Annotated in this window: 24 protein-coding genes and 3 pseudogenes; 10 read left to right on the forward strand and 17 right to left on the reverse strand. The window is 61.3% G+C overall.

Annotated elements, in window-relative coordinates; all coding sequences use genetic code 11:
• Positions 1 to 115 precede the first annotated feature (115 nt).
• Complete coding sequence (gene yrfG, locus BN1125_RS05775; RefSeq protein ID WP_042011183.1) at positions 116 to 796, forward strand: GMP/IMP nucleotidase; 681 nt, start codon at positions 116 to 118, stop codon at positions 794 to 796.
• Positions 797 to 863: 67 nt separating this feature from the next.
• On the opposite strand, the gene BN1125_RS05780 is transcribed toward yrfG, so the two are convergent.
• The 6 genes and pseudogenes from BN1125_RS05780 to BN1125_RS05805 form a co-directional block, all read right to left on the reverse strand.
• Positions 864 to 1076 (reverse strand): hypothetical protein, encoded by a 213-nt coding sequence (locus BN1125_RS05780; RefSeq protein ID WP_042011184.1) that lies wholly within the window; start codon positions 1074 to 1076, stop codon positions 864 to 866.
• A gap of 127 nt (positions 1077 to 1203) precedes the next feature.
• Entirely contained in the window at positions 1204 to 1542 is a 339-nt protein-coding gene (locus BN1125_RS05785) for a DUF1294 domain-containing protein (RefSeq protein WP_042011185.1), read from the reverse strand.
• Positions 1539 to 2129: a sugar O-acetyltransferase gene (locus BN1125_RS05790; RefSeq protein ID WP_042011187.1), complete on the reverse strand. Its 591-nt coding sequence runs from the start codon at positions 2127 to 2129 to the stop codon at positions 1539 to 1541. Before BN1125_RS05790 ends, BN1125_RS05785 begins: the two co-directional genes overlap by 4 nt.
• Before the next feature lie 85 nt (positions 2130 to 2214).
• A complete protein-coding gene (locus tag BN1125_RS05795; RefSeq protein ID WP_042011188.1) occupies positions 2215 to 3477 on the reverse strand; it encodes an MgtC/SapB family protein in 1263 nt (420 codons plus the stop codon).
• Positions 3478 to 3760: 283 nt separating this feature from the next.
• Positions 3761 to 4084, reverse strand: a pseudogene (locus tag BN1125_RS05800) (N-acetylglucosamine-binding protein GbpA); the annotation flags it as partial.
• Positions 4085 to 4098: 14 nt separating this feature from the next.
• Positions 4099 to 5781, reverse strand: a complete 1683-nt coding sequence (locus BN1125_RS05805) for a methyl-accepting chemotaxis protein (protein ID WP_042011190.1) — start codon at positions 5779 to 5781, stop codon at positions 4099 to 4101.
• 276 nt (positions 5782 to 6057) lie between these two features.
• Between BN1125_RS05805 and BN1125_RS05810 the strand changes: the two genes are divergently transcribed.
• Positions 6058 to 7923: a M3 family metallopeptidase gene (locus BN1125_RS05810; protein ID WP_042011191.1), complete on the forward strand. Its 1866-nt coding sequence runs from the start codon at positions 6058 to 6060 to the stop codon at positions 7921 to 7923.
• 80 nt (positions 7924 to 8003) lie between these two features.
• Here the strand turns inward: BN1125_RS05810 and BN1125_RS19485 are convergent, their stop codons facing one another.
• A complete protein-coding gene (locus BN1125_RS19485; RefSeq protein ID WP_244268469.1) occupies positions 8004 to 8435 on the reverse strand; it encodes a hypothetical protein in 432 nt (143 codons plus the stop codon).
• A 112-nt stretch (positions 8436 to 8547) separates the two neighbouring features.
• Between BN1125_RS19485 and BN1125_RS05820 the strand changes: the two are divergent.
• The 5 genes and pseudogenes from BN1125_RS05820 to BN1125_RS05840 form a co-directional block, all read left to right on the forward strand.
• Positions 8548 to 9296, forward strand: a pseudogene (locus BN1125_RS05820) (ferric reductase-like transmembrane domain-containing protein); the annotation flags it as partial.
• Positions 9297 to 9537: 241 nt separating this feature from the next.
• Positions 9538 to 10017, forward strand: a complete 480-nt coding sequence (locus BN1125_RS05825; protein WP_042011193.1) for a L,D-transpeptidase family protein — start codon at positions 9538 to 9540, stop codon at positions 10015 to 10017.
• A gap of 164 nt (positions 10018 to 10181) precedes the next feature.
• Complete coding sequence (locus BN1125_RS05830; RefSeq protein ID WP_042011194.1) at positions 10182 to 11708, forward strand: YjjI family glycine radical enzyme; 1527 nt, start codon at positions 10182 to 10184, stop codon at positions 11706 to 11708.
• 10 nt (positions 11709 to 11718) lie between these two features.
• Positions 11719 to 12606 (forward strand): YjjW family glycine radical enzyme activase, encoded by an 888-nt coding sequence (locus tag BN1125_RS05835; RefSeq protein WP_042011195.1) that lies wholly within the window; start codon positions 11719 to 11721, stop codon positions 12604 to 12606.
• A 138-nt stretch (positions 12607 to 12744) separates the two neighbouring features.
• Positions 12745 to 13068, forward strand: a complete 324-nt coding sequence (locus BN1125_RS05840) for a DUF1820 family protein (protein ID WP_042011196.1) — start codon at positions 12745 to 12747, stop codon at positions 13066 to 13068.
• A gap of 63 nt (positions 13069 to 13131) precedes the next feature.
• Here BN1125_RS05840 and BN1125_RS05845 read toward each other — a convergent pair whose 3' ends face one another.
• From BN1125_RS05845 to BN1125_RS05855, 3 genes are all read right to left on the reverse strand, one after another.
• The gene (locus tag BN1125_RS05845; protein ID WP_042011197.1) at positions 13132 to 14064 is read right to left on the reverse strand and encodes a LysR family transcriptional regulator; all 933 of its coding nucleotides are present in this window, start codon (positions 14062 to 14064) and stop codon (positions 13132 to 13134) included.
• 60 nt (positions 14065 to 14124) lie between these two features.
• Positions 14125 to 15321 (reverse strand): amino acid aminotransferase, encoded by a 1197-nt coding sequence (locus BN1125_RS05850; RefSeq protein ID WP_042011198.1) that lies wholly within the window; start codon positions 15319 to 15321, stop codon positions 14125 to 14127.
• A gap of 169 nt (positions 15322 to 15490) precedes the next feature.
• Positions 15491 to 15766: a metal/formaldehyde-sensitive transcriptional repressor gene (locus BN1125_RS05855; RefSeq protein ID WP_042011199.1), complete on the reverse strand. Its 276-nt coding sequence runs from the start codon at positions 15764 to 15766 to the stop codon at positions 15491 to 15493.
• Positions 15767 to 15837: 71 nt separating this feature from the next.
• On the opposite strand from BN1125_RS05855, the gene dmeF reads away from it, so the two are divergent.
• Positions 15838 to 16779 carry a CDF family Co(II)/Ni(II) efflux transporter DmeF gene (gene dmeF / locus BN1125_RS05860; protein WP_042011200.1) on the forward strand — a complete coding sequence of 314 codons (942 nt, stop codon included), beginning with the start codon at positions 15838 to 15840 and terminating at the stop codon, positions 16777 to 16779.
• Between the two features lie 161 nt (positions 16780 to 16940).
• On the opposite strand, the gene BN1125_RS05865 is transcribed toward dmeF, so the two are convergent.
• The 6 genes and pseudogenes from BN1125_RS05865 to lpxL all read right to left on the reverse strand — a co-directional run bounded on the left by BN1125_RS05865 (position 16941) and on the right by lpxL (position 22357).
• On the reverse strand, positions 16941 to 17189 hold the full coding sequence (locus BN1125_RS05865; protein ID WP_042011201.1) for a hypothetical protein: 249 nt from the start codon (positions 17187 to 17189) through the stop codon (positions 16941 to 16943).
• Between the two features lie 66 nt (positions 17190 to 17255).
• A complete protein-coding gene (locus BN1125_RS05870) occupies positions 17256 to 17828 on the reverse strand; it encodes a DNA-J related domain-containing protein (RefSeq protein WP_042011202.1) in 573 nt (190 codons plus the stop codon).
• On the reverse strand, positions 17825 to 19612 hold the full coding sequence (locus BN1125_RS05875; protein WP_042011203.1) for a cation:proton antiporter: 1788 nt from the start codon (positions 19610 to 19612) through the stop codon (positions 17825 to 17827). The genes BN1125_RS05870 and BN1125_RS05875 overlap by 4 nt, the downstream gene beginning before the upstream one ends.
• Before the next feature lie 196 nt (positions 19613 to 19808).
• Positions 19809 to 20327 (reverse strand): MltR family transcriptional regulator, encoded by a 519-nt coding sequence (locus BN1125_RS05880; RefSeq protein ID WP_042011204.1) that lies wholly within the window; start codon positions 20325 to 20327, stop codon positions 19809 to 19811.
• Positions 20328 to 20460: 133 nt separating this feature from the next.
• A pseudogene (locus BN1125_RS05885) lies at positions 20461 to 20955 on the reverse strand (mannitol dehydrogenase family protein); the annotation flags it as partial.
• A gap of 478 nt (positions 20956 to 21433) precedes the next feature.
• The gene (gene lpxL / locus BN1125_RS05890) at positions 21434 to 22357 is read right to left on the reverse strand and encodes an LpxL/LpxP family Kdo(2)-lipid IV(A) lauroyl/palmitoleoyl acyltransferase (protein ID WP_042011205.1); all 924 of its coding nucleotides are present in this window, start codon (positions 22355 to 22357) and stop codon (positions 21434 to 21436) included.
• A gap of 203 nt (positions 22358 to 22560) precedes the next feature.
• Here lpxL and hldE point away from each other — a divergent pair, with 203 nt between their 5' ends.
• Positions 22561 to 23988: a bifunctional D-glycero-beta-D-manno-heptose-7-phosphate kinase/D-glycero-beta-D-manno-heptose 1-phosphate adenylyltransferase HldE gene (gene hldE / locus BN1125_RS05895; RefSeq protein WP_042011206.1), complete on the forward strand. Its 1428-nt coding sequence runs from the start codon at positions 22561 to 22563 to the stop codon at positions 23986 to 23988.
• A gap of 104 nt (positions 23989 to 24092) precedes the next feature.
• Here the strand turns inward: hldE and tolC are convergent, their stop codons facing one another.
• Positions 24093 to 25412, reverse strand: a complete 1320-nt coding sequence (gene tolC / locus BN1125_RS05900; RefSeq protein ID WP_042011207.1) for an outer membrane channel protein TolC — start codon at positions 25410 to 25412, stop codon at positions 24093 to 24095.
• Positions 25413 to 25717: 305 nt separating this feature from the next.
• On the opposite strand from tolC, the gene nudF reads away from it, so the two are divergent.
• Positions 25718 to 26359: an ADP-ribose diphosphatase gene (nudF, locus tag BN1125_RS05905; protein WP_042011208.1), complete on the forward strand. Its 642-nt coding sequence runs from the start codon at positions 25718 to 25720 to the stop codon at positions 26357 to 26359.
• The last annotated feature ends 39 nt before the right edge of the window (positions 26360 to 26398 follow it).

Raw genomic sequence — 26398 nt, forward strand, 5'->3', positions numbered from 1 at the left:
TCAAGAGTAAACGACTCTCACCCCGAACACCACGGGCCAGGGATGGCAAAGGGAGAGGAAAAATCCGCTATACTGCCGCACCATATCTTTCGCGATACCGAGATCAAGAGGCCCGATGCCACACTCCCGCTCCCCCACCTTGCCCTGGCACCAAATAGATACTGTCTTGCTCGATATGGATGGCACCCTGATCGACCTGCATTTTGACAACCACCTCTGGCAGCAGCTGGTGCCGGTGCGTTACGCCGAGCGGCTCGGTCTGCCGCTGGATGAGGCAAAGGCGCAGATTGAGGTGCACTATCAGGCGGTCAACGGCACCCTCAACTGGTACTGTGTGGATTACTGGAGCGAGACCCTGGGGCTCGACATTCGCGCCCTCAAGCAGGAGCTGCTGGCGAAGATCCAGTGGCGCCCCCACGCCATCCCCTTTCTGGCCGAGCTGCGCGCCGCGGGCAAACAGCTGGTGCTCTTTACCAACGCCCACCCCGCCAGCCTGTCGGTGAAGGATGCGCAGTTGGGGCTGCGCGAGCATCTGGATCTGATGGTGAGCACCCACGAGCTGGGCTGGTCGAAGGAGAGCCAGTTTTGCTGGCAGGTGCTGGCAGAGCGGCTGGCGTTCGATCCGGCCCGCACCCTGTTTGTGGATGACAGTGAGCGGATCCTGCGTGCTGCCGCCGACTATGGCATCGGCTATCAGCTGGCGATCCAGAATCCGGACAGCTGCAAGCCTGAGCAGCGCATTACCACTTTCCCTGCGATCCGTGATTATGCGGAGCTGTTGCCTCTGGCCATCTGAGTCAGCAGAAATGAGAGAGGGCTGCACCATGCAGCCCTCTCAGTATTTGAAGCCTGATGGCGAAAAATCACAGCTCCCGAAACGGGCGTCGCTTCTCCTCTTCGATGACGATGGCCTCCAGATTGGCGACCCGATCCTGCAGCTCCCGGATGACCAGATCCTGCTTGCCGAGGCGGTCGGTGATGCGGGCATCCCCCAGCTGGTAGCGAGCCCGCTTGCCGAGATATCCGAACAAGACGCTGATAAATACGATCAGGACTATGCCTGTCCACATGGTCATGTCACGACTCCTTGTCGTTATCAATATGGTCGTCATAAACGGCGAAAACGCTGACGGATCCGCTCTGTTTTCTCACAGCCACCAATTGGCCGCAATGGGGCCCGTTTCGCCTTTGTGATGCAGTTGGCTATTGCTGCCAGAGTGCGCGGCCAAGCCAGAGCGCCCACAGGATCAGATGCAGCAACACGATAAACCAGAAGACCAGCCGGTAGCTGCGCTTCTGGGTCTTGTGACGCAACCACTGGCGGGCCACTAATGCGCCCGGCCAGCCGCCGCACAGCTCCAGCAGATGCAGGCGGGATTCGGGAATGCGCCACTCACCGCGCACCGCCTGCCGCTTGTCCCAGGCGTAGGCGGCTACCGTGAGCAGGCTCATGAAGAGCAGCACGGCCAGTGGCCACCACTGTTGGTCGTCAAGGCCGAGCCAGAGGGCGGCGCCCAGTGGCAGCAGCGCCAGTACCATCACTGGGCCAGCTCCCAGCAGCGCTCCTCATCCTGCTTGAGGGTGCGGAGCACTTTGGCCGGATTGCCCACCGCCACCGAGTCGGCCGGGATGTCGCGGGTCACCACGGCGCCTGCGCCGATGATGGAACGCGGCCCTATGGTGACGCCGGGGCAGATGATGGCGCCGCCACCAATCCAGCAGTCGTCACCGATCCGAACCGGCTTGTTGTAGGCGGTCCAGTTGCGTCGCTCCAGATAGTTCATGGTGTGGGTGGCGGTGTAGATCTGCACGTTGGGGGCCAGCAGCACATGGCTGCCAATATGCACTTCGCCCACGTCGAGAATGGTGACGTTGAAGTTGAAGAAGGTCTTTTCGCCGATATGAATGTTGCGGCCAAACTCGCAGGTAAACGGCGTGCTGATCCAGCAGGAGTCGGGGCAGTGGCCAAAGAGTTCGCGGCAGATCTGCTGGCGCAGAGGGCCATCGCCCGCGGATGACCCATTGAGTCGGGCCAGCAGCGCCTGCCCGCGGATCCGGTCGTTGGCTATCTCCTCGCTCTGGCTATCCAGCGCCTCGCCTGCCAGTACCTTGTCCCAGTCGCTCGCCATGGTTACCTCCTCATGCTGCAAGAGCAGGCAGTATACGTGACTGTCAGGGGGTCGTCAGTCTGTCACTTCTGGCAGGTGAGCCCCGTCAACCGGCAAACCAGATGAGGGGCAGGATCAGCAGGGCCGAGAGGAGATAGGGCAGCAGCACCCGCAGCCCCAGACTGCGACCACCGATGCCGAGTGCCAGCAGTCCCTTTACCAGCGAGTTGACCAGCCCGGCCAGCAGGATGCCGCGGGCTGCCACCTCCAGCGCCAGCTCCTTGTGGGAAAGCTGGGAAAGCGACAATGTGATGGCGTCCACGTCGGTGATGCCGGAGACCAGCGCCAGCAGATAGACCCCGGAGTTGCCCACCTTGCTTTGCAGGAAGGTGGCCATGAAGCCGATCAGCGCCAGCAGCAGGCCGAACTTGATGGCGGTGGCCAGATCGAGCGGGTTGCTGGTCTCCGGCTGCACCGGGCCATCGGTCAGCTCCTCGCGCTGGCGCCAGAACCAGAAGGCAAAACCGTAGACGGTGGTGGCCAGCAGCAACAGGGGGGCAGCCAGGCGCATCGCCAGCTCGTTGTGGATCAGCAGCACCAGTACCAGCAGCCGTAACCACATGGTGGCCCCCGCGAGCAAAATACCAGTGGCCAGTAACCGCTCCAGCCCGCCCTGCTCCTTGTTGAGGCGTGCAAACTGCAGGGTGAGGGCGGTGGAGGAGGCGAGCCCTGCCAGCATGCTGGTGAGCACCAGCCCGGCGCGGGTGCCGAGCAGCCGCACCGCGAAGTGGCCGCAAAAGGAGATGCCGGCGATGATCACCACCATCAGCCAGATCTTGAAGGGATTGAAGGCATCGAGGGGTCCCATCTCCTCGTTGGGCAGCACCGGTAGCAGCACCAGCGAGATAAGCAGAAAGCGCAGGGTGGCGTGAAACTCGGTTTCGCTGAGGAACAGCATCCCCTGCTGGATCTTGCCCTTGAGCCCCATCAGCAGGGCCGCCAGCACGGCGCAGGCCACCGCCTCGCTCGGGCTCAGCAGCACCGACATCAGCCCCAGCAGATAGGTGAGCAGCATGGCGACCGAGCTGGTGAGGCCGAACTCCCCCTGCCAGCGTTGGGCCAGCCAGACCGAGAGGCCGCAACCGATCACCACCGCCAGCAGGCCGAGCAGCGGCAGCCAGGGGCCCAGGGTCGGCAGCAGCAGGGCGCAGACCCCGCCGAGCAGGCCGATGAGGCCGTAGGTGCGCATCCCGGCGATGCGCTGATTATCCCCCAGCTGGCGCACCTGCCAGCCCCGCTCCAGCCCGATGATAAGGCCGATGGTCAGCGACACCAGAGCGCCATTGACCGGTTCTGCATTGATCCACATAACGACTTCCTTTCGCGTCGTTGCAGCCTGATCCCATGATGGCACAGGGTACAAGGTGGCAGAGGGGCATGGCTCACAGAGTCTGCGTCCGGCTTCCGGTGCGAGTGGCCGATATGAGCAATAGAGATGGAGCGCGAGCACGACACAAGAGCCGTGCAGGCAATTGCAGCGGGGTCATGGGCAGCGAGCCCGCTCTCGACGTCCAGATTTGAATGGGAAGACAAGACAAGAAGGGGAGCCACTGGCTCCCCGTTTTATTGATGGCGTCATGATCCGCGGCGGATCAGTTCAGCTCAATCCAGGCATCTTGCCAGTGGGAGCCGATACCCGGCTCGTAGTGGGTGGCGCTGCTGCTCCACTGTACGCAGTAGCCGTTGTAGGGGAAGAGCTTGCACTGATAGAGCTTGCCATCCTTGGGTTGCTGCACCTTGGTGCCGGCGGTATAGGATTTGAGCGATTGCGGGAAGACGAAGTCGTATTCGCCGCTGCTCTGCTCCTTGAACATCAGGTCCATGGTTTGCTGGATGGTCTCGCCGCCCGCTTTCGGGGTGGCCTTGATCACCAGCTGGTGGTGACCAGTCTTCAATCCTTCCAGCGCCATGGTGAACGGGCCAGCCTGCACTAATGGCGGGCGCGCAGCTCATCAGGGGAGCGAGATACAGGGGCCATCATCGGCGCTGTGGCGGACGCCTTGCCCAGTTTGAACACCGCAAGTCGCTCATCCAGGCTGCGGGAGAGACCGGCCAGTAGTTCGCTCTCCTGCGCCAGTTGCGAGGCGGACTGGGACATCTCAAGCGCCGAGTCGTTGATGCCGCTGACGTTGCGGTTCATATCCTCGGCCACCATGCTCTGCTGCTCGGCGGCGGTGGCAATCTGGGTCGCCATGTCGCTCACATGCTGGATATGGTTGACGATTTGGGTGAGATCTTGTCCCGCTTGTTGCGACTGGTTGACGCTGCTTTCAGCCAGTTTTCGGCTGGCATCCATGGCGTTGGCCGCCGTGACCGCCCGTTGCTGTAGCTGGGCTATGGTGTTCTGGATCTCCTCGGTGGAGTGGCGGGTACGGCTGGCAAGCTGGCGCACCTCGTCGGCCACCACGGCAAAACCGCGGCCCTGCTCGCCAGCCCGAGCTGCCTCGATGGCGGCATTGAGGGCCAGCAGATTGGTCTGATCCGAGATGGAGCTGATAACGGCCGTCACTTCACTGATCTGCATCACCCCCTCTTTGAGCTGATTGACCTGCAGGGTAGCCTGCTCCACTTCGGTAGCCAGTTCCTTGATACCGTGCACACTGGCGTGAACATCCCGGTTACCTAACCCGGCTTCACCCGTGGCCTCCTGGGTATCCCGCGCGGTATTTTCGGCGTGCCCGGCCACATCGGAGATGGTGGCGCTCATTTCGTTCATGGCGGTAGCGAGCTGGGCCAGCTGATCCCGCTGGCTGGTGACCGCCTGATTGGTCTGCTCGGCAGAGGCTGCAATGCGCAGGGCGGCATCCGCCACGTTGCGTGCACCCAGACTGGCCTCCAGCAGGGCGTGACGAATGGCATCGAGACTCTGGTTGGTGCAGCTAGCGACCATACCCAGCTCATCCTTGCCATGTACCGGAATGCTGACGACCAGATCCCCTTGGGCGACCCGCTGCATGACGTGGTTGATCTGGCTGAGGGGGGAGACGATGGAGTGGGTGATGCGCCAGCCCAGCAGCCCCATCAGCAGGATCACGATGGCGGTGGCGGTGCCCATCTTCATGTATTGGGCCCAGATGGTCTGCTGGATATCCTGCAGCAGCATGCCGGAACCGAGGATCCAGCCCCAGGGCTGATAGCCTGACACCATGGAGAGTTTGTCGGCGGTTTCACCCGACGGGCCGATCCAGACATATTGCAGGGTGCCCTGTTTGCCCCCTTTGGCGATATCCACCATCTCTAACCAGAACTGTCCTGCGGTGGCCCCAGTTCCTTCCCCCATGGTCTGGCCGACCAGCTCGGGCCGAGTGGGATGCACCAGCATTTGACGATGCTCATCGATGACGAACAGATAGTTGTTGCCATCAAAGCGGGTGTTGGTCAGCAGCTTGCGCGCCTCCTGCTGGGCCTGCTCTGTTGGCAGGGTGCTGGCCAGAAATTGGATCTGGCTCATGGCCTGCCCCAGTACCGCATTGAGCCGCGCCTCTCGCTCGCTCATCAGATTGCGCTGGAGCGCATTGGCCGAGATAAGCAGCAGCGAGACAAAACCGACAAACGCCAGCGTGAGCAGCAAAATCAATTTGCGGCTCACGGTGATATCACCGAGCTTGAACATGACGAAATCCTTATTCCCTGTTGATTTTCGATGGCTCGTTACTGCGGCAGCCAATTGCTTGATGTAACAACTTATTTACTATTAACCAGTGGTCGCGCGCCCTTAAATGAGCGTTTTGACAACAGTATAGCCAGCAGACAGCACTCCCCATTTTTTGGTAGCGTGTTGATGCGCATCCCTGCGCCAGTTTTGCCAAAGAGTGTGAATGGTTTGGCATTTCAGCAAAAAATAAGGAGTGGGCCCCGCAATGGGTGACCCCATCACAAGAGGGGATTTATGAGTTCCATTGCCAGGAATTACTTCAACCAGCTCAACGCCGACTACCTGCAGGTACACAGGCGCAAGGAGGATCTCTTCTGGTCCACCTATATGGGCGCCAGCGATGATCAGGCCGGTTTCACTGCGGCCGAGCAGGCCTACAAGGCCTTTTGTGCCAATCCGGCCCGCCTGCCAGCGCTGCGGGAGATGCTGGCGCAGGCCGCCGAGGATGATCTCAAGCTCGGTCTGCAAGGCTGGCTCGCCTTCTTCGAGTGCAACGTGATTGAAGATCCGGTCGCCGCCGCCCTGACGGATGAGCTGGTGGCCGCCGAGGCGGCGTTGTTCGCTCGCCGCAAGGAGCTGAAACTGACCTTGCTGGACGAGCAGGGGCAGCTGGTGGCCGGTAGTCTGCCTGCCGCCAGCACCTCGCTGGCCGCCAGCCCGAACGAGGCAGTGCGCCAGAGCGCGCTCGCCATGTTCCACACCCTGGAGCAGTGGGTGGTCAGCAACGGTTTTCTTGAGGTGGTGGCGATCCGCAACCGCTTTGCCCGCGCCATGGGCTATCGCGACTATTTCGACTACAAGGTGCGCAAGAACGAGCAGATGAGCCCGGAGCAGCTGTTCGCCATCCTCGACGACTTTATTGCCCGCACCGACGCCCGGTTGCAGCAAAGCCTCGCCGAGCTGAAAGCGGCCAAGGGCGAGGCGGCCCTGCTGCCCCACAACCTGCGTTACAGCGTGAGCGGCGATGTGACCCGCCAGCTCGATCCTTACGTGCCCTTCTCGCGGGCGTTGCGAGATTGGGTCGAGAGCTTCCGCCGGCTCGGCATCCAGTATCGCGGTGCCACCCTGACCCTGGATCTGCTGACCCGGGAGGGGAAATACGAGAACGGCTTCTGCCACGGCCCGGTACCGAGCTTCTTCCAACAGGGCGAGTGGGTGCCGGCTGTGGTCAATTTCACCAGCCTGGCCGATCCGGCGCAGGTGGGCAGCGGTTGGAGCGGCCTCAACACCCTGTTCCACGAGGGGGGCCACGCCGCGCACTTTGCCAATGTCACCGGCAACGCCCCCTGCTTCTCCCAGGAGTTTCCACCCACCTCCATGGCCTATGCCGAGACTCAGTCGATGTTCTGCGACAGCCTGCTGGACGATGCCGACTGGCTCAAACGCTACGCCAGAAATGCGGCGGGAGAGCCGATCCCCGATGCGCTAATCAAGGCGATGATCGCCGCCCGTCAGCCGTTTCGTGCCTTCAATGAGCGCCAGATTGCGCTGGTGGCCTACTTCGAGCGGGATCTCTACGCCATGGATCAGGCCGAATGCACTCCCGAGGCAGTACTTGCACTGGCCCGTCAGTGGGAGCGCAAGATTGTCGGAGTGGAGAGCCCGCGCCCGCTGCTGGCCATTCCGCACCTGCTGAATCAGGAGTCAGCCTGCGCCTATCACGGCTACCTGCTGGCGCTGATGGCGGTGGAGCAGACCCGCGCCTATTTCCTCAAGCGCGATGGCTACCTCACCGACAACCCGCGTATCGGGCCGGATCTGGCCGCCCACTACTGGGGGCCGGGCAACGGCATGACTCACGATGAGACCCTGCGCAGCCTGACCGGCGAAGGGTTCAGCGCAGTGCCGCTGGCCGAGGCATGCAACCTGAGCGCCACCGAAGCGTGGCAACAGGCGCAGGCCTGCATGGCCGCCGCGCAGCAACGTCCAGCTACGAGTGAGGGTTCCCCGCTAGATGCCCATATCCGGGTGGTACATGGCGCCGAACTTATCGCCGACAACAGCGAGTCGGAAACCCGCATGCTGGCAGACTTCGAAGCGTGGATTACCCGGCGCTACTTTGCTGGAGATGTCAGAGAGGAGTTGAGCTGCGTGCAGTAAGTGATGTGATGAAGGCTGGCTTGTTATGAATAGGCAATTGGCAGGAGGGGCGACCTTCCTGCCATTCTTTTTTTCATTATTCACGATTCATCAATGACTTTATTTCCGCAATTTTCACAGATGGCGTGGCGTTCAAAGCGATCCATGTTGGCCAGAAAGGGGCCAGCCGCCCAGCCGGTAATGAAGTCTTTGATGAATGCTGTGCGCTTTTGCTCTGGTTTCACCTCTTTTCCGTAGGATTTATCGACCAGCACTACGACATGGTTGGTCTCGCGTTGGCAGCTTGAGCAGAAGCGTTGTTCGGTGGATGAAAGCAAGGGGGGCTCCTTGTCCGGAATAGTGGGCAGCAGGTTTTCCGCCGCAGATATGTAATGTCCCCATTTGATTCCTTTTACTGGCAGGACGTCAATCACAGCGGAGGTGGATTGTGCGCCATCTCCTATGAAGAGGGGCGAGCCAGCAAGGGTGATCACGAGGGGCCAGTCGGCCCCTCTTTTGTTTTCGTTTGTCACACATTGCCACACAAGCTTCCCCCTATGGCAAAGTCTTGTGACCGGCTGGGTGTGTAATGGCGTCATGAGCAGGGAGATGAGGCCCTGCCGCGATGGAACCAAGGAGCATGTTATGACGAGTAAACGGGTGTGGTGGCTGTTGCCACTGCTGGCGGTCGGGGTCTGGTGGCTCGGTTATGCGGGGGATGCCAACGGGGTGTGGCCCTGGCGCCATGAGATGTTGCTGCTGACAGGCCTGTTGGGGATGGCCTATATGGCCATTTCGCTGTTGCTGGCGTTGCGCCTGTCGCAGCTGGAGGTGTGGTGTGGCGGTCTGGATCGGATGTTGCGATTGCACCGTCAGACGGCTATCGGCGGCGCACTGGCACTGACCGCTCACTGGCTATTGGTGGAGGCGCCCAAGTGGGCGGTCTCGGCGGGTTGGCTGAGCCGTCCTGCGCGGCGTGGGGCCAGCGATGCCGCAGCTGGGACTGGCGCCGGGAATGGCATCTCGCTCCATGCCCTTGGCAATACCCTGGGGGAGTGGAGTTTCTATCTGCTGATCGCGCTGGTGGTGGTGAGTTTGCTGGCGCTGGTGAGTTATGGCCGCTTTCGGCTGATCCACCGACTGGCCCCGTTCATCTATCTGGCGGGGTGGGGGCACGGTCTCTGCCTGTTGCCTCAGGTGGGGGCCATGACCCCGGTGGGGGTATCGATCTGGTTGATCGGCGGGCTGGGAGCTATCGGCGCCCTCTACTCTCTGCTGGGGCAAGTGGGGCGCGGGATCGCCATCCGGGCCGGGTCGTTGCGGTGCGCACGCTGGCGGATCACACCTGCGAGCTGACCATGCAGCTGGAGCGGCCGCTCGCCCATTACCACCCTCGTGGTCAGCCAGAAAACATAAGCTATGTTTTTGTTTTTAGTGTCAGTTATCGATGTTGTTGTGGGTCGTTGATGGGGCATTCACGGGCCATTCACCGCGCACCACCAAGATATGTTTTGCCGGGCATATTGAGTATTGATGGCGATCCAATATCATGGCGCTCGCTCGCCGCTCGGCGGGTATCGTTCAGATGATCTGGTAACAAGAAAAGCCCGCACCAGAGGCTTGTCGAGGGATGGAATGAGAGCCGTATTGTTGTGTTTGCTGGGGCTTTGGCCCGCATTGAGTTTTGCCTTTACTGAAAAAGCCGATTTGGTGGTGGTCAAGAAGTCTACCTACAGCCTGACCCTGATGAAGGATGGCAAAGAACTGCAGCGCTACTGGATTGCACTGGGCCCGGCGCCCAAGGGGCACAAGCAGCGGGAAGGGGATCAGCGTACCCCGGAGGGGCGCTACACCCTGGATTACAAGAAGAGTAACTCCGGCTTTTATAAAGCGATACATATCAACTATCCGAATCTGGACGATATCAAGCGCGCCAATGAATTGGGGGTGAACCCGGGTGGCATGATCATGATCCACGGCCAGCGCAACAGCATTGGCGACCGCAGGGTTCAGCCCTCCAACTGGACCAACGGTTGTATTGCGGTGCTTAACCACGAGATGGACGAGCTCTGGAATGCCATTGACCCCGGCACGCCCATCATCATCGAGCCCTGATTCGCGCAACGGGGGCCTTGTCGGCAGACAAGGCCCCCGTTCTGTTCTGGGTGTGATCTCCTCTCGCGGATGTCTTTTCGAGACATTCGTAATGTTGTGAATATCACTTCAAAAAAAGCCCGCAAATGGTGAGGATATGGGCTCTGTCCGTGAAGGAGTCTCCCATGTCTTTGACCGAAACCTGTCAGCGCATCGTGCGCAACCCCCATCTCTCCCCTGCCCAGAAGAGCCATGCGTTGGCGCTGGCCGCCGAGAATGCGTTGCCCTACCCCGACCTGCCTGCCGCAGTCGCCGAGGCGATGGCGCAGGGATTTGTCTGTGACATGTTCGAAGGGCACGCCCCCTACAAGCCGCGTTATGTGTTGCCGGACTATGAAAAATTCCTGACTCAGGGCTCTGCCTGGCTTGAGCTGGCACCACCGCAGGATTTCGACGAGGCGCTCAACGCCCTGCGCATCCTCTATCACCATGTCCCCTCCGTCACCGGCATGCCGGTCTGGCTGGGGCGGCTCGACCATCTGCTGTTGCCGTTTGTCGGCGAACTGGATGACGAGACCCTCTATCGCAAGCTGAAGGGGTTCTGGGTCTATCTGGACAGGGTGCTGCCGGACGCCTTCATGCACGTCAACATCGGGCCGGATGACAACCGTATCTGCCGCCTGATCCTGCGCATCGACAACGAGCTCAAGCAGGTGGCACCGAACCTCACCTTCTTCCACGATCCGGAGCAGACCCCGGACAGCCTGCTGCTGCAGACGGTGAAGAACATTGCCGAGTGCAGCAAGCCGCACATCGCCAACTACCCGATCCATCGTGATACCTTCGACCAGCGTGGTTTTGGCATCGTCAGCTGCTACAACGCCCTGCCGCAGGCCGGTGGCGCCAACACCCTGGTGCGCATCTCCCTCAAGCGGGTCGCCGAGCAGTGTCAGGGGATCGATGACTTCCTCGGCTGCCTGCTGCCCCACTACTGCCGTCTGGCCTCCCAGCTGATCGAAGCGCGTGCCGCTTTCCTGCATCAGGAGTCCGGCTTCTTCGACAGCTTCCTGGTGAAAGAGGGGCTGCTGGATGAGGATCGCTTCGTCCCCATGTTTGGCATCTACGGCATGGCGGAAGCGGTCAATATTCTGATGGATAAAGAGAATCTGCCGGATCGTTACGGCAGTGACGAGGAGGCGAACCAGCTTGGCTATCGCATCTCGGCCCAGCTCTCGGAATATGTCACTGCGACGCCGCAAACCCACGCCTGGGGTGGCCGCGCTTTGTTGCATTCGCAAGGTGGCCTCAGCATCGATGTGGCTGTCACCCCCGGGGTGCGCATCCCCTATGGGCATGAGCCGGATCCGGCCAGCCATGTGCTGGCACTGGCGCCGCACCATACTTATTACCACTCGGGGATCAGCGAGATCCTGACCCTGGATCCCACCATCCGCCAGAACCCGCAGGCGCTGTTGCAGCTCTGCAAAGGGGCGCTCGCCATCGGTATGCGCGAGTTCACCGCCAACGTGGCCGACAGCGATCTGGTGCGGGTGACCGGCTACATGATCCGCAAGAGTGACGTGGCCCGCTTCGCAGAGGAGGGGTCGCGCTTGCAGACCACCTGTCTCGGGGCCGAGGCGAGTGAAGTGACCGCCATTCGTCAGCGGGCACCGCGGGTGATCGCCCACGAAGCGGTCATCGGCGAGTATTGAGTTCGTCCTGATGGCTGATGTCTTGCCAACACGCTGCGCCCTGGTAAGCAGGGTGCTGCCGTTCTCCTGTGTCGACGGGCCGGGCAATCGGCTGGTGCTGTTTCTGCAAGGGTGCAACTTTCGCTGCCCCGGCTGCCATAACCCCCACACCATAGGGCTGTGCGACCATTGCGGTGACTGCCTTGCGGTCTGCCCGAGCGGTGCCCTCACCTTGAGTGAGGGCAAGACCCATTGGCAGGCGGTGCTCTGTACTGATTGCGACGCCTGTCTGGATGTTTGCCCGCGCAGTGCCAATCCCAAGACTGCCACCATGACGGTGGTCGAGGTGCTGGCCCTGCTGCGCCGCTACGGTCCGCTGCTGAGCGGGATTACCGTCTCCGGCGGCGAGGCGACCACCCAGCTTCCCTTTGTGGTTGCGCTGTTTGCCGCCATCAAGGTCGCGCCGGATCTGGCTCATCTCGGCTGCCTGCTCGACAGCAACGGCTCGCTGGCCGAGACCGGCTGGCAGCGGCTGTTGCCTGTGCTCGATGGCGCCATGATCGATCTCAAGGGGTGGCGCGACTCGGTGCATCACTCCCTGACCGGGTACAGCCGCGAGCGAGTGCTGGCATCGCTGCAACTGCTGGCAAGCCACGGCAAGCTGGCCGAGTTGCGGCTGCTCCACGTGCCGGGCAAGAGCGATTTTCTGGATGAGCGCGGTGAGCTGGATGCGGATCTCGCCGATTTTCTGCGTCAGCTCGGCGCAGTGCCGATTCGGCTCAACGGCTTTCGCCGCTACGGGGTGCGGGGGGAGGCGATGCAATGGCCAGAGGCTAGCCAAACCGAGCTGGAACAGCTGGCCAGCCGTTTGCGTGCAGCGGGATTGGGGCCGGTCTCACTGCCTGCCTTGATGGGCTGAGTGGTTGCGTCATCCGGTGACCGTCATGGCGTGGGGTGCGGCATGGAAAGGTAGCAACTGTGATTTCTGTCTATTGGAGGGGGCGAGAACGGCGGCTAGAATAATGGCCATCTTCTTACCCCTCAATGACAGATAATCATGAGTGAAAGCAAGGCGTTATATCGGGTTCAGTTTATTTGCCACAGCGAGCGCTACGAGGTCTATGTGCGCGAAGTCAATCAGGGCCAGCTGTTCGGTTTTATCGAGATTGCCGACTTTGTCTGGGACAACCACACGGCGCTTATCGTCGATCCCAGTCACGAGAAGCTCAAGAGCGAATTTGCCGATGTACGCCAGACCCTTATCCCCATGCATCAGGTGCTGCGCATCGATCAGGTGAAAAAGCAGGGGGCTGCCCGCATCACGGCTCTGGGCAGCAACGTTGCCTCCTTCCCCAGCCCCATCTATACCAAACGTCCCTAGTCCCTACTTGCCGTTGATGTTTCGCCGCGGTGAAACATCAATCTCTTCTTGTTGTCGCCCGGCTCAGGGCTCAATCAATTCGCGACCCAGTTGCAGGATCCGCTGGCGGAACCAGTGACGGGCCGAGCCATCGCCGGCCGGGCCATACCAGACCAGACTGTGACTCACCTTGCCGTAATCGAACGGTGCCGGACGCATCACCAGATCCGGCTGACTGGCCATGCAGGCCGCCCAGCCACCGATGGCGGTGAGGATCAGATCGGTCTGGGGCAGCAGGGCCGCCGCGCTGGCAAAATCGGGCAGGGTAGCGCCAATCTGGCGACGCACTTGCTGCTGAGCCAGGCTCTGCTCGAAGAAGGGGTTGGCCAGCTCCTGATCCCGGATGGCGATATGGCGCCAGCTCAGGTAGGCATCGAGATCCCAGGGCTTGGCCAGCGCGGGGTGGTCTTTGCGCAGCAGGCAGACCAGTTTATCTTCCCGCAGGGTCTCCCACACCAGCCCGGGCTGGCGTGGCAACGGCTGGCTCTGGTCATGGGGCAGGATCACGAAGTCGAGCTTGCCCGCTGCCAGCGCCTCCAGCCCCTGCTCATCCTTGTTCCAGATCTCCGGCACCATGCCCGGTACCTCTTTCATCAGCTGACCCAGAATGGGGCCCACCGGCCAGGTCATCACGCTCTCGCGCAATCCCAGTCGCAAGCTGCCCTGCCACTGCTGCGGGTTGAAGACGTTCTGGCGGGTGAGACCGTTCAGCTCCCCCAGCAGCCGGTGCAGGGTCGGGGCCAGTCGCTCGGCCATGGGGGTGAGCAGCAGCTGGTTGCCCTGGCGGTAGAGCAGTTGATCCCCCAGCAGATCCCGCAGCTGGTTGAGGGTCTTGCTGACGGTGGAAGGTGTGGTGCAGAGCCGCTCGGCGGTGCGGGTGACGCTCTGGCTGTCTAGCAGCAGGTGCAGGGTGACCAGATGGCGACCGCCGAGGCGGGAGAGGGCAATGAGATCCATAACGGTTCCACGAGCAAACGGGACAAACAAAAAGCCCCGCCAAAGCGGGGCTGGTGTGGATTAGCCCTTGAGCACCGCCGCCATGGCGTCGGCCACGTAGTCGACATTGCGGCTGTTGAGGCCCGCCACGCACATGCGGCCGGAGCGCACCAGATAGACGGCGAACTCCTCGCGCAGTCTGTCAACCTGCTCCGGGGTGAAGCCGGTGTAGCTGAACATGCCGCGCTGGTTGATGAAGTAACTGAAATCACGGCCCGGCACTTTGGCGCTCAGCACCTCGAACAGTTTTTGGCGCATCGCCTTGATGCGGGTGCGCATCTCGGTCACCTCGTCGACCCACATGGCGTGCAGCTCGGGCTGGCTCATCACTGCCGCGGTGATCTGGCCACCGTGGGTGGGGGGACTGGAGTAGTTGCGACGGACGGTGGCCTTCATCTGGCCCAGCACCCGGATCGCCTCTTCGGCATCCTTACAGATGACCGACAAGCCGCCGCAGCGCTCGCCGTAGAAGGAGAGGTTTTTGGAAAACGAGTTGCTGACGAAGAAGCTGACGCCGGCGGCCACCATGGCGCGGATGGCGTAGGCATCCTCTTCCAGCCCGTCACCGAAGCCTTGATAGGCGATATCCATAAAGGGGATCAGCTGGCGTTCAACCACGAGTGTGATGACCTTGTCCCACTGGGCGCGGGAGAGATCCACCCCGGTCGGGTTGTGGCAGCAGGGGTGCAGCAGCACGATGCTCTTCGCCGGCAGGCTGCTCAGGCTGTCGATCATCGCATCGAACTGCACGCCACCGGTAGCCGCATCGTAGTAGGGGTAGTCATGCACCATGATGCCGGCCCCCTCGAACATCGCCTTGTGGTTGTCCCAGGTGGGGTTGCTGACCCACACCTCGGAGGTCGGGAAGTAGCGCTTGAGCAGATCGGCGCCGATCTTCAGCGCGCCGGAGCCGCCGATGGTCTGGATGGTAGCGATACGTCCCGCCTTGACTGCTTCATGGTCGGCACCAAACAGCAGGTGTTGCACTGCGGTGCGGTAGTTGGCGGCGCCTTCCATCGGCTGGTAGGGGCGCGGGGCCGGGGCGGCGGCACGCTGGGCTTCGGCCTGCTGCACCGACGGCAGCAGGGGAATGCGCCCCTGCTCGTCGTAATAGAGGCCAATCCCCAGGTTCACCTTCTGCTCGCGGGTGTCTTTGTGGAAGGTCTCGACTAGCGTCAGGATGGGGTCGCCAGCATAGGCATCGACGTGTTCAAACATGGGGGGTCCTTGCGAAATGGAATCCAGAATATGGCGATCAATGATCGGCGGTCATCATGGCGTAAAGCGGGCGAGGGCTCAAGTCTGAGAGGGGCAGGGGCTGGCGGGCAGACGCCGCCCAGTCGTAAACAAGATGATGCGGAGCAACCCTGTGCCCCGCCCGCCGGTATTACTTCAGATAGGATCGCAATACCCGCACCACTTGATCCAGATCCTCCCGTCGCTCGGTCGGTGTCGCCTCTTCGGCGCCGAGATGCTCGCGCATATGCCCTTCCAGCACCTCCAGCATCAGGCCGTTGACGGCACCGCGGATGGCGGCGATCTGCTGCAAAATGGCGGCACAATCGCTCTCCTGCTCCAGCGAGCTCTCCAGCGCCCCGGCCTGCCCCTTGATACGGCGCACCCGTGCCAGCAGCTTCTTTTTGTCGTGAATGGTGTGGGACATGACGGATCCTCTCGATCAATAAAACTATACTGGGGTATAGTATATTGCATCATCGCTCTCAGGAGAAATCCATGTCATCCCTCGCTCAATCCCACTGCCATCAACCCGTCATCCACGAGGGCAATCCGCTGGCCGAACAGAAGACCCGCTGGGCCGTATTGCTGACCGTCATCATGATGGTGGCGGAGATCGGCGGCGGCTGGTTCTACAACTCCATGGCGCTGTTGGCGGATGGTTGGCACATGAGCTCCCACGCGCTGGCGCTCGGTCTCTCGGTGCTGGCCTACCGCGCCGCCCGCCACTTCGCCCGCGACCCCAGATTCAGCTTCGGCACCTGGAAGATCGAGGTGCTGGGGGGCTTCACCAGCGCCCTGTTGCTGGTGGGAGTGGCCGGGTTGATGCTGTTCGAGTCGGTGCTCCGGCTGCTCGATCCCAGCCCGATCCACTATCAACAGGCCATTGCCATTGCCATCGTCGGCCTGCTGGTGAACCTGGCCTGTGCCTGGCTGCTGAAGGACGATCACGGCCATCACCATGGGCACGGCCACGACCATCATCATGATCATCACGACCACAATCATCACCACGGTCATCAGGATCTCAACCTGCGCGCCGCCTACATCCACGTGCTGGCGGATGCAGCCACCTCGGTGTTGGCCATTGTCGCGTTGGTGGGGGGCATGTTGTGGGGGGCCGACTGGCTCGATCCCCTGATGGGCATAGTGGGGGCCGTGCTGGTCGCTGTGTGGGCCTGGGGGCTGCTGCGCGACTCCGGCCGGGTGCTGCTGGATGCCGAGATGGATGCCCCGCTGGTGGAAGAGATCCGCGAGGTGGTAGCCGACTTGCCACAGACCGAGATCCGCGATCTCCACGTCTGGCGGGTGGGGCAGCAGCAATATGCTTGCGTGCTCTCCCTGCTGATGGTGGTGCCCACCTCCGCCAGCGAGATTCGCGAGCGGTTGGCGATTCATGAAGAGCTGGTCCATGTGACCATAGAGATAGCCAGCCCATAGCCAGTCTCTATGGCTGTCTATGCCGGATATCGCGCAACGGGCATCATGCGACGTGAGTAAATCGAAGCGATTGTTTCCGGAGAGGCCTGTGGCAGGCAAGTGCTGACTATGTGCCTGATACAAGCCTCACCGGGGCTCGGGGTGAGATATGACGGTCCGGGTTAACGTTCGAAGAAACGGTAGAGGTGCTCTACCTGCATCGGGCAGTCAGCCACCAGATGCACATGATCACGGGCCTGATCGACCGAGTCGAAACTGACCGGGCAGCCGAGGGTGTCGGTCAGCTCGTAGAGGGCGCCATCCTTGCCTCTGAATTCGATCATCCAGCCGGGAATGGCCACGTCGTGAAGTATTTCGGCTTCGAGCAGGATCTGTTGCTGGTAGAGCCTGCGAAGTTCACTGACTGTCATGATGCGCTCCTGTGAAGGGGGATTCAGATCCAGTCTATGCCTCTCTTTGTGCGGACGGCAACCGGATCATCCCCGCAAACACTCCCAGGCCCAGCGGATGCGGATAAAGGTCTCGGCATTGCCCCCCCGATCTGGATGGTGTTGCAATGCCAGCTCCCGCCAGCGGCGGCGGATCGCCTCCTGACTTGCCCCTGCTTTCAGCTCAAACAGGGCCAGCGCCTCGGCTCTGTTCCCCATCCCGTCATAAGCGCGCCAGAAGCGGTTGAGCAGGGCTTCAACTTCGGCACGATCGGTTTGCCAGAACACCTGCCAGTCGAGATAGTAGCCACGCAGATTTTCACCAAGGGCAAAGGCGTGGCTGGCCTGCGGGGTTTCGGCCAGCGGTTCGAGCCGGATATCCAGGGTGCTGATCACCAGCCACCATCCCTCTTGCCAGAGCTCGGCCTGCAGCTGGTAGAGGGCGTTCATGATCAGGAAGTTGACCCGAAACAGCTGGCGCTGTTCATCGTCGGTAAGCTGTGGAATCGCCCCCTGCTGGCGCAGGGCGGCCATCAGTTCATGCACCTTGTAGCTGCCGTCGGCCCGTTGCAGCAGCATCAGCAGGGGTGCGATCAGCGGATTGTGGTTGGCTTCGTTCATTCGACGCCCTGTTCTCTGGGCGGTTGCAGGGCGATCAGCAGTTCACCCGCCAGCGGGGTGACGGGGCCGGTGACGATGCGGGGCTTGCCCTTGCCATCCATGACGAACAGCAGGATGGCCCCCGGATTGGCGGCCTGATACTGGGCCCAGTCGAACGCGTCGCTGAGGCGCGTCCCCTTGATCTGGCCGCCGCGGCTTAGCAGGCCGCTTAGCTTGGCATAGTTGATGTCTGGGCCAAACAGGTTCTGGCGGGCGCGGAAGGTGGCGCTTTCCCGGTTGGCCTTGCCGTGCTGCTCGCTGGAGCGCAGGGAGTAGACCTGCTCCTCGCCGTAGAGGTGGGCAAAGTGCAGCACCCCGAGGGCATTGTTGTGGCGGTTGGGGGAGAGGGCCAGCACATTGCTGATGCTGGTGAGAGGCAGGTGCAGCTCGGCATGTTCCGACTGGGGGTTGCCAAAATAGCAGGGCAGGTTACTCATCCGTGCCTGGCGGCATAACTCCCAGGCCGGATCGCACAGTTGCACCGGCACCCCCTGATGCGCCAGCGCCTTGCCGATGGCGCGCGCTACGGGGTTGGCACCGATGATGAGCAGGGTGTTGGGAGCGCTCTGGCGCATCTTGAGCAGGCCAGCAAGCGGCGCCGAGGTGAGGCTCTGTAGCACCACGGTGGAGATGATCACTGCAAACACCAGGGGCACCAGTTTATCTGCGTCGGGAATGCCCGCTTGCTGCAGGCTGATGGCGAACGAGGCGCTCACTGCTGCCGCCACTATGCCGCGCGGGGCGATCCAGCTGAGCAGAGCGCGGGCCCGCCAGGAGAGATCCGAGCCCCAGGTCGAGGCCAGAATGCAGAGCGGGCGGGCGACGAACTGCACCACGCAGAGCAGCGCCAACACCATGGGGCCGAGCTGCCACAGCTGGGCCAGATCGAGGCGGGCCGCCAGCAGGATAAACAGGCTGGAGATAAGGATGACCGCGAGATCTTCCTTGAACGCCAGTACCTCCTCCAGATCCAGCCCCTCCTGATTGGCGAGCCAGATGCCGAACACGGTCACAGCCAGCAGGCCCGATTCGTGGCTGAGCCAGTCGGAGAAGGTGAAGGTGGTCAGCACCAGTGCCAGTACGCCGAACTTGTGCAGGCTGACCGGTAACCAGTCCTTGCGCATGAGCAGGGTGGTTAACCACCCTGCTGCCACCCCGGTCAGGGTGCCAATACCTACCGTTTTGGCCAAGGCAAGCAGGGTGTGACTGATCAGATCTCCTTGGCTGCCGAGGCGCACCGCCTCAAACACCAGCACCGCAAACAAGGCGCCGATAGGGTCGATGACGATCCCCTCCCAGCGCAGAATGCGGTCCACCTCCCGAATGGGGCGGATCACGTTGAGCATAGGGGCTATCACGGTTGGGCCCGTCACCACCAGCACGGCGCCGAGCACCATGGCGACCCGCCAGTCCAACCCCAGCAGGAAGTAACCGGCGCTGCCGATGACGGCGAAGCTGACCAGCATGCCGGTGGAGCAGAGGTTGCGTACCACCTTGCCGATCCCCTTGAGCTCGGCCAGATGGAGGGTCAGCGCTCCCTCGAACAGGATGATGGCGACCGAGAGGGAGACCAGCGGAAACAGCAGGTCTCCGAGCAGGGCATCCGGGTCGAGCAGCCCGCTGACCGGCCCCAGTGTGAGGCCAGTGAGCAGCAAAAACAGGATGGCGGGTACCCGCAGCGACCAGGCCAGCCATTGGGCCAGTACGGAGACCAGGGCGATGCCAGCCAGGGAGAGAGCGATCATGCAGACCTCGATTCAGGCAGTGAGTATGAAGCTAGTGTAGTGGGTAAGTGGGTCAGATTGACACCGAAAGGAGCGGGCGTCGGGGCCGGGATGGGGAGACGAGCGACAGTCGGCGTCTGGTGGCTGGCTACGGGCGGTAAAGTGAGGGGCGCCAGCCAGACGCCAACCGTGGTGATGGTGTGGCCTTGGGGCCGGATTAGATGGGGCTCTCCTTGTGGAGCTCGCCGACACAGTCGGCCAGCGCCAGTACCAGTGCGGAGCGCACCATCTGATCGAGCCGGTTGAGCTGCATCTGGTAGAAGGCCCAATCCTCTTCGATGGCGGGGGGCTCCAGCTTCATCATGCCGCCCTGATTGACCCCGTGCAGGCGGTCGAGCAGATCGCGGATCGGCTTGTCGCTGAAGCGGTAATCCTTGGGGTCACGCACCAGAAAGTCGCGGATCTTGATATAGGCTTCGATATCCTGATAGCGCTCGAGTGAGATGAGGCCGAGGGCGAAGATGAGCTTGAGGCGCACCTCCAGCTGGCCGAGGGGGCCGCTCTGGTTGAGCAGGGGTTCGATGGCGTATTTGACGGCATACTCCTCCTGACGGAACGCGCGTCGCATCAGGGAGTCGACCGCCTCTTCCAGGATGGTCACGGCTTCGAGAAAGAAGCCGTGACCATCCTGCTCGTTCAGTCGTTCCAGTACTTCATCTTCCTGGTGTGTGGTCATAGGTGCATTGGGTCCAGCTGACAGGGAGAGAGTAGGCCTCTCTCCCGGTTTTTATCATATGGGGCACATTCCCTTGCCATTCAAGCGCTTGGTGCGCTATCAGTGGTGGCTGAATGCGCCGCAAGCAGGGTCATTACAGGGTTTCGTAACGGGCGACGATGGCGCGAACCACCTCGCTCTCTTCATCCAGTCCGGTGACGCGGGCCAGCGCTTTGGCCGGGCCAAGCTCCGCCAGCAGGGCTTGCAACTCCACCGCCTGCGGGTCATCGGCATTGCGATAGTGCAGCGCCGCGGCGATCCCCTCCTGCAACTGCTCGTTTGGCAGGCCGTATTCCAGGGTGCCGAGCAGCGGTTTCACCAGCCGATCCCCCGCCGCCAGCTTGCGCAGCGGCTGACGACCGACCCGGTCAATCTCGTCCACCAGATAGGGATTGGCGAAACGGGAGAGGATCTTCTCGATATAGGCGGCGTGCAGGCGCGGGTCGAAGCCGTAGCGTTTGACCAGCACGGCGCCGCTCTCCTCCATGGCGCGACGCACCTTGCTGCGGATCACCGGATCCTCGATCGCCTCGCGCACAGTCTGGTAGCCGCGCAGCTTGCCGAGATAGGCGGTGACGATGTGACCGCTGCCACGTTGCGCACCACGTCGAGCTTCTGATCCGCCCCTACCACATGGACCTTGTACTCCTTGTGTTGTTTGCGCAAACCTATTGATCTTGTGATTTGAATCACGGCTGTGATTTTTGTATTCAAACGAACCAATCTTGCTGTCTATCAATTCGCGGTAATGGCCGATGGATCCAGCGCAACATTTGGCCACTTATCGATGAATCAGTAATTTTGTAACCCGCTTTCAGTTTTTACGGTCGCTGCCGAGGGCTTTTTTATACTGGCCGATGGCGATGGGGGGACACATGTCGGGGGAAATGGTGAGGCTTGGTTGGGGCTCCTGCTTGCCGCGCTGGGTGGCAAACAGATAAAAACAAACCGCCAGCAGGCGGTTTGTCGGGGTTGTTCGATGTGGCTCGTATCGCGGGCGCGGCAGCTTAGTATACGGTCAGGCTGGCGCTGGGGCCGCTGCCGGCTCGTATCGCGGGCGCGGCAGCTTAGTAGAAGCTTGCATCCTCGGAGGAGGGGCGGGTCTTGAAGCGGCGATGGAGCCACATGTACTGCTCCGGCGCCCTGCGCACGGCGGCTTCAATCTCGCGGTTGGCACGCACGGCATCGACCCTGTCATCCCCGCTGGGGTAGTCGGTGAGCGGTGCCCCGATATGCAGGGTGTAACCCTCGCTGGTACGGATATTGTAGCAGGGCAGGGTGACGGTATTTTTCACCCGCGCCAGGGTGGCGGTGCCGGTGATGGTGGCGGCCTGCTCGACGGCGAAGTAGGGCACGAACACGCTGGCATGGCGGCCGTAGTCGTGATCCGGAGCGTACCAGAGGGCGTCGCCGTTGCGCAGCGCCTTGATCATCCCCTTTACGTCGGTGCGATCCACCAGATATTTATTGGAGGCACAGCGGCCATGGTACTGGGCGTATTCCAGCACCGGATTGGTATTGGGGCGATAAACACCGACCCCCGGACGTACCAGACCGAAACAGCGGGCGTTGAGCTCGAGGGTCAGGAAGTGGCAAGAGAGCAGCAGCATCCCCTGACCTTTTTCCATCGCGGCAATCACGTGCTCTTCTCCTTCCACCTTCATCAGGTTGCGCATCCGCCAGTCTGGCCAGAACCAGGCGATACCCACCTCGAACACGGCGCAGCCCACGCTCTCGAAGTTTGCTTTCAGCAGTTTCTCCCGCTCATCCCGGCTGAGTTCCGGCATGGCCAGTTCCAGATTGCGACGGGCAATCTTCACCCGGGACTTCAACACCTTGGCGGCGAGACGACCGAACTGTCGGCCGAGCCACATCTGGCTGCGCCACGGCAGCAGGGTCAGCAGCCAGAGCAGGGCAAGGCCGAACCAGCTGGCCCAGTAACGGGGATGAAAGAGGCGGGGCTCCAGGCGGGGAGCGTTGTCGTGAGCCATAGCTAATCTCTTGTTCGCAAACATAATCGGGGGATTCTAGCCGAAAGGGGGGACGGGGGCGAATGGCTGTATGCTGGTCAGAGGGGTAACCGGCGTCCGGTTAGCGTGACAGGGGTGGCAACTGCGGTCGGCTTTTTCTACACCGGATCAAAGAGTGTGATAAAATCGGCCGCTGATTTTTCAGGTTTTGAGAGTCGATACAGATGAAGATCACCCTGCCCGAGTTTGAAAAAGCCCGCGTTCTGGTCGTTGGCGATGTCATGTTGGACCGTTACTGGCATGGCCCTACCGGCCGGATCTCCCCCGAAGCGCCGGTGCCCGTGGTCAAGGTTGAACACATTGAAGAGCGCCCCGGTGGCGCGGCCAACGTGGCGCTCAACTCCGCCGCTCTGGGGGCTCATGCCGTGCTGTTGGGTCTGACCGGCCAGGATGAGGCTGCTGATGCGCTGGCTGGGCAGATGGCCGGCGTCAAGGTGGCCTGTGACTTCGTTCGTCTGGCCGACTATCCGACCATCACCAAGCTGCGCGTTCTCTCTCGCAACCAGCAGTTGCTGCGGCTGGACTTTGAGGAGGCGTTCCACGCCGTCGACTCCACCTTGTTGATGAGCAAGGTCGAGCAGGCGTTGCCCAACAGCGACGTGATGATCCTCTCCGACTATGGTAAGGGCGCTCTCAACGATGTGCCCGGCATGATCAAACGCGCTCGTGCCGCCGGTATTCCAGTGCTGGTCGACCCCAAGGGGACCGACTTCGAGAAGTACCGCGGCGCCACCCTGCTGACCCCCAACATGTCCGAGTTCGAGGCCGTGGTGGGCAAGGTGAAGAGCGAAGAGGCGCTGGTCGCCAAGGGACTGGAGCTGGTCAAGCGCTTCGAGCTGGATGCCCTGCTGGTCACCCGTTCCGAAAACGGCATGACCCTGATCCGCGAAGGTCAGCCAGAGCTGCACCTGCCGGCTCAGGCCCACGAGGTTTACGATGTGACCGGTGCCGGTGATACCGTGATCTCCACCTTGGCCACCTCGCTGGCGGCAGGCAAGAGCCTGGATGAGGCCTGTGCGCTGGCCAATACCGCAGCCGGTATCGTAGTCGGCAAACTGGGGACCTCTACCGTTAGTCCGGTGGAGCTCGCCAATGCCCTCTATTCCGAGCAAGAGACAGGGTTCGGCGTCATGTCCGAAGCCCAGTTGAAGGTGGCCGTGCGTGCCGCCCGCCTGCGGGGCGAGAAGGTGGTGATGACCAACGGCTGCTTCGACATCCTGCACGCCGGTCACGTCTCTTACCTGGCCAACGCTGGCAAGCTGGGGGACCGTCTGATCGTGGCGGTCAACACCGATGAGTCGGTCCGCCGTCTGAAAGGGCCGGGTCGTCCGGTCAACCCGACCGAGCGCCGCATGGCGGTGCTGGCTGCGCTGGGCGCGGTGGATTGGGTGGTGCCGTTTGGTGAAGATACCCCGCAGCGCCTGATCGCCGAGATCCTGCCGGATCTGCTGGTCAAGGGCGGCGACTACAAGCCGGAAGATATCGCCGGTTACGCCGAGGTGACTGCCAATGGTGGCGAGGTGCGCGTCCTCAACTTCGAGGATGGCTGCTCCACTACCGACATCATCAAGACGATCCGCGAGCGCGGTTAACGCGCTGCTGGCCCCGCAATCTGGCGGGGCTCACTATCGGCTGTAGCAAGCCGGATAACAAAAAGGCGACCTTGCGGTCGCCTTTTTATGTCCGATAACGGTTATCAGGCCTTGGTTTTTGCCGTGGCAGGCATCAGTCCCTGGTTTATCTCCACCAGATCCTGCGCTTCCAGAATACCGGCCGCCTGTTTCAGGCTCAGGATGTTGAGGATGTAGTTGTAACGGGCTTCGGAGAGCTGCTGCTTGGCCTCGTACAGCTTGCGGGTGGAGTCCAGTACATCGACGATGGTGCGGGTACCCACCTCGTAACCGGCCTCAGTCGCCTTCAAGGCGCTGTCGGCGGAGACCACTGACTGGCTGTAGGCGCGAACAGAACCGATGCTGGCGTTCACGTTGTTGTAGGAGGAGCGCACCGTGCTCTGCACTGAGCGGAAGTTCTTCTCCAGCAGTTCGCTGGCCGCCACATAGTTGAACTGGGCCTGTTTCACTTGGGAAGTGGTGGCGCCACCGCTGTAGAGAGGCAGATTGAAGGTCAGTCCGATATTGGCCTGATTGTCATTGCCACCCGAAATGCTATCAAGCTTGTAATCGGTATTGCTGGTTTGCAGTCCGGCACCCAGATCTAGGGTCGGCTCGTGGCCGGTCTTGGCCAGGTCGATCTGCTCCTTGGCAATGTCCTTGCTGATGCGGGCGCTGTGCAGTTGCAGGTTCTTGTCCAGCGCCAGCTCCAGCCACTTGTCAGAGCCGAAGGCGGTCTTCTGCGGGCTGAAACGTTCGGTGTTCAGTACGTCCAGATTGCGGTGATCGACACCGGTCAGCTCGCGCAGGGTCTCGTAGCTGTTGTCAAGCGAGTTCTCGGCATTGATCTCGTCAGCCAGCGCCTGGTCACGGGATGCTTCGGCTTCATGGACGTCGGTGATGGCGGTCAGGCCCACTTCGAAACGCTGCTGGGTTTGCTCCAGCTGACGCTCTACCGCAACCTTGTTGGCACGGACGAACTCCAGGGAATCCATCGCCTTGAGCACGTTGAAATAGGCCTGGGCAGTACGCAGCATCAGGCTCTGGATCTCCAGATTGTAGGCGACATCAGATTGGGTGGCTTGCTTCTCGCTGATATCCAGATTGACCCAGTTACTGCGACGATAGAGGGATTGCGACAGCGTCACTTCACCCTCGGCCTTGGTATTGCTCTGGGTATCGTTTTTGTTGTTCAGATAATTGAGTCCAGCACCCAGATCGATCTGGGGCAACAGAGGGGCGCGAGATTCGTTGATCTTCTCGAAGGCCTGGTCGCGAACGGCTTTGGACTGCAGCAACTGAGGGTCTTTGATCTGGGCTTGTTGATAGATGTCGAGCAGATTTTCGGCATGGGCACCGGCACTGACGCCCAGCAACACCATGACGGACAAGAGTGTTCTTTTCATAGATCGTTTAACCTTTTGTAGTAACCCAAACTGGTTGCTGGAGAGGGCAAGTATTGTCACCGACCAAGCTTGATTGCAGCTTAATCACTCTACTATAAGTAAAATTTAATGCGAAGAGTCTCAGGCCCGGTGACGGGAACGTCAAGAACCGGCAGCAGTTTTCTCCCCGAGTGCCTAGCCAAATGATCTGTGGCTGCTAAAATCCACCCCTCATTAACCCTGTTACACCGAGTGAATGAATGTTCATTCATGTTCCTCGGATTTTATGGTCAAACTGATTCAAGTCAAGCTGACGGGAGTCCCTGATGTCGCAGCAACCCTTGCCGCAAGATCGGCACTATGCCACCGATGATATAAAAATCATTCAAAAATCAGTTGGATATAACGGTTTTTTCAAGGTGAACGTCTATCGTCTGCAGCACAGGTTATTTGCGGGTGGCTGGAATCAGCCCATTGTGCGCGAGCTGTTCGAACGAGGCCATGCCGCTGCGTTGCTTCCCTACGATCCGGTGTGCGACCAGATAGTGCTGGTGGAGCAGTTCCGTATCGGTGCCATGGAGACCAGCCCGACCCCCTGGCTGCTGGAGCTGGTGGCCGGCATCATTGACGAAGGGGAGACCGCCGAGGCGGTGGTGCGCCGCGAAGCGGTGGAAGAGGCGGGGATCGAGGTGGCCCGTTGCGAGCACGCCATCAGCTATCTGGTGAGCCCGGGTGGCAGCACTGAGCGGATCGAGGTTTATGTGGGCGAGGTGGATGCCAGCAAGGCGGGCGGTTTGCACGGTCTGGCTGACGAAGGCGAAGATATTCGGGTGCATGTAGTGAGCCGTGAGCAGGCCTTTGCCTGGATCAAGGAGGGGCGTATCGACAACGCAGCCTCCATCATCGCCCTGCAGTGGCTGGCCCTCAACCACGGCGAGTTGCGTGCCCGCTGGCTGGCGGATCGCTGAGGTGGCGCTGACCCTGCAACAGAGCCGGCGCTATGTGCC

Source organism: Aeromonas fluvialis, assembly GCF_000819885.1.
Taxonomy (GTDB): domain Bacteria; phylum Pseudomonadota; class Gammaproteobacteria; order Enterobacterales; family Aeromonadaceae; genus Aeromonas; species Aeromonas fluvialis.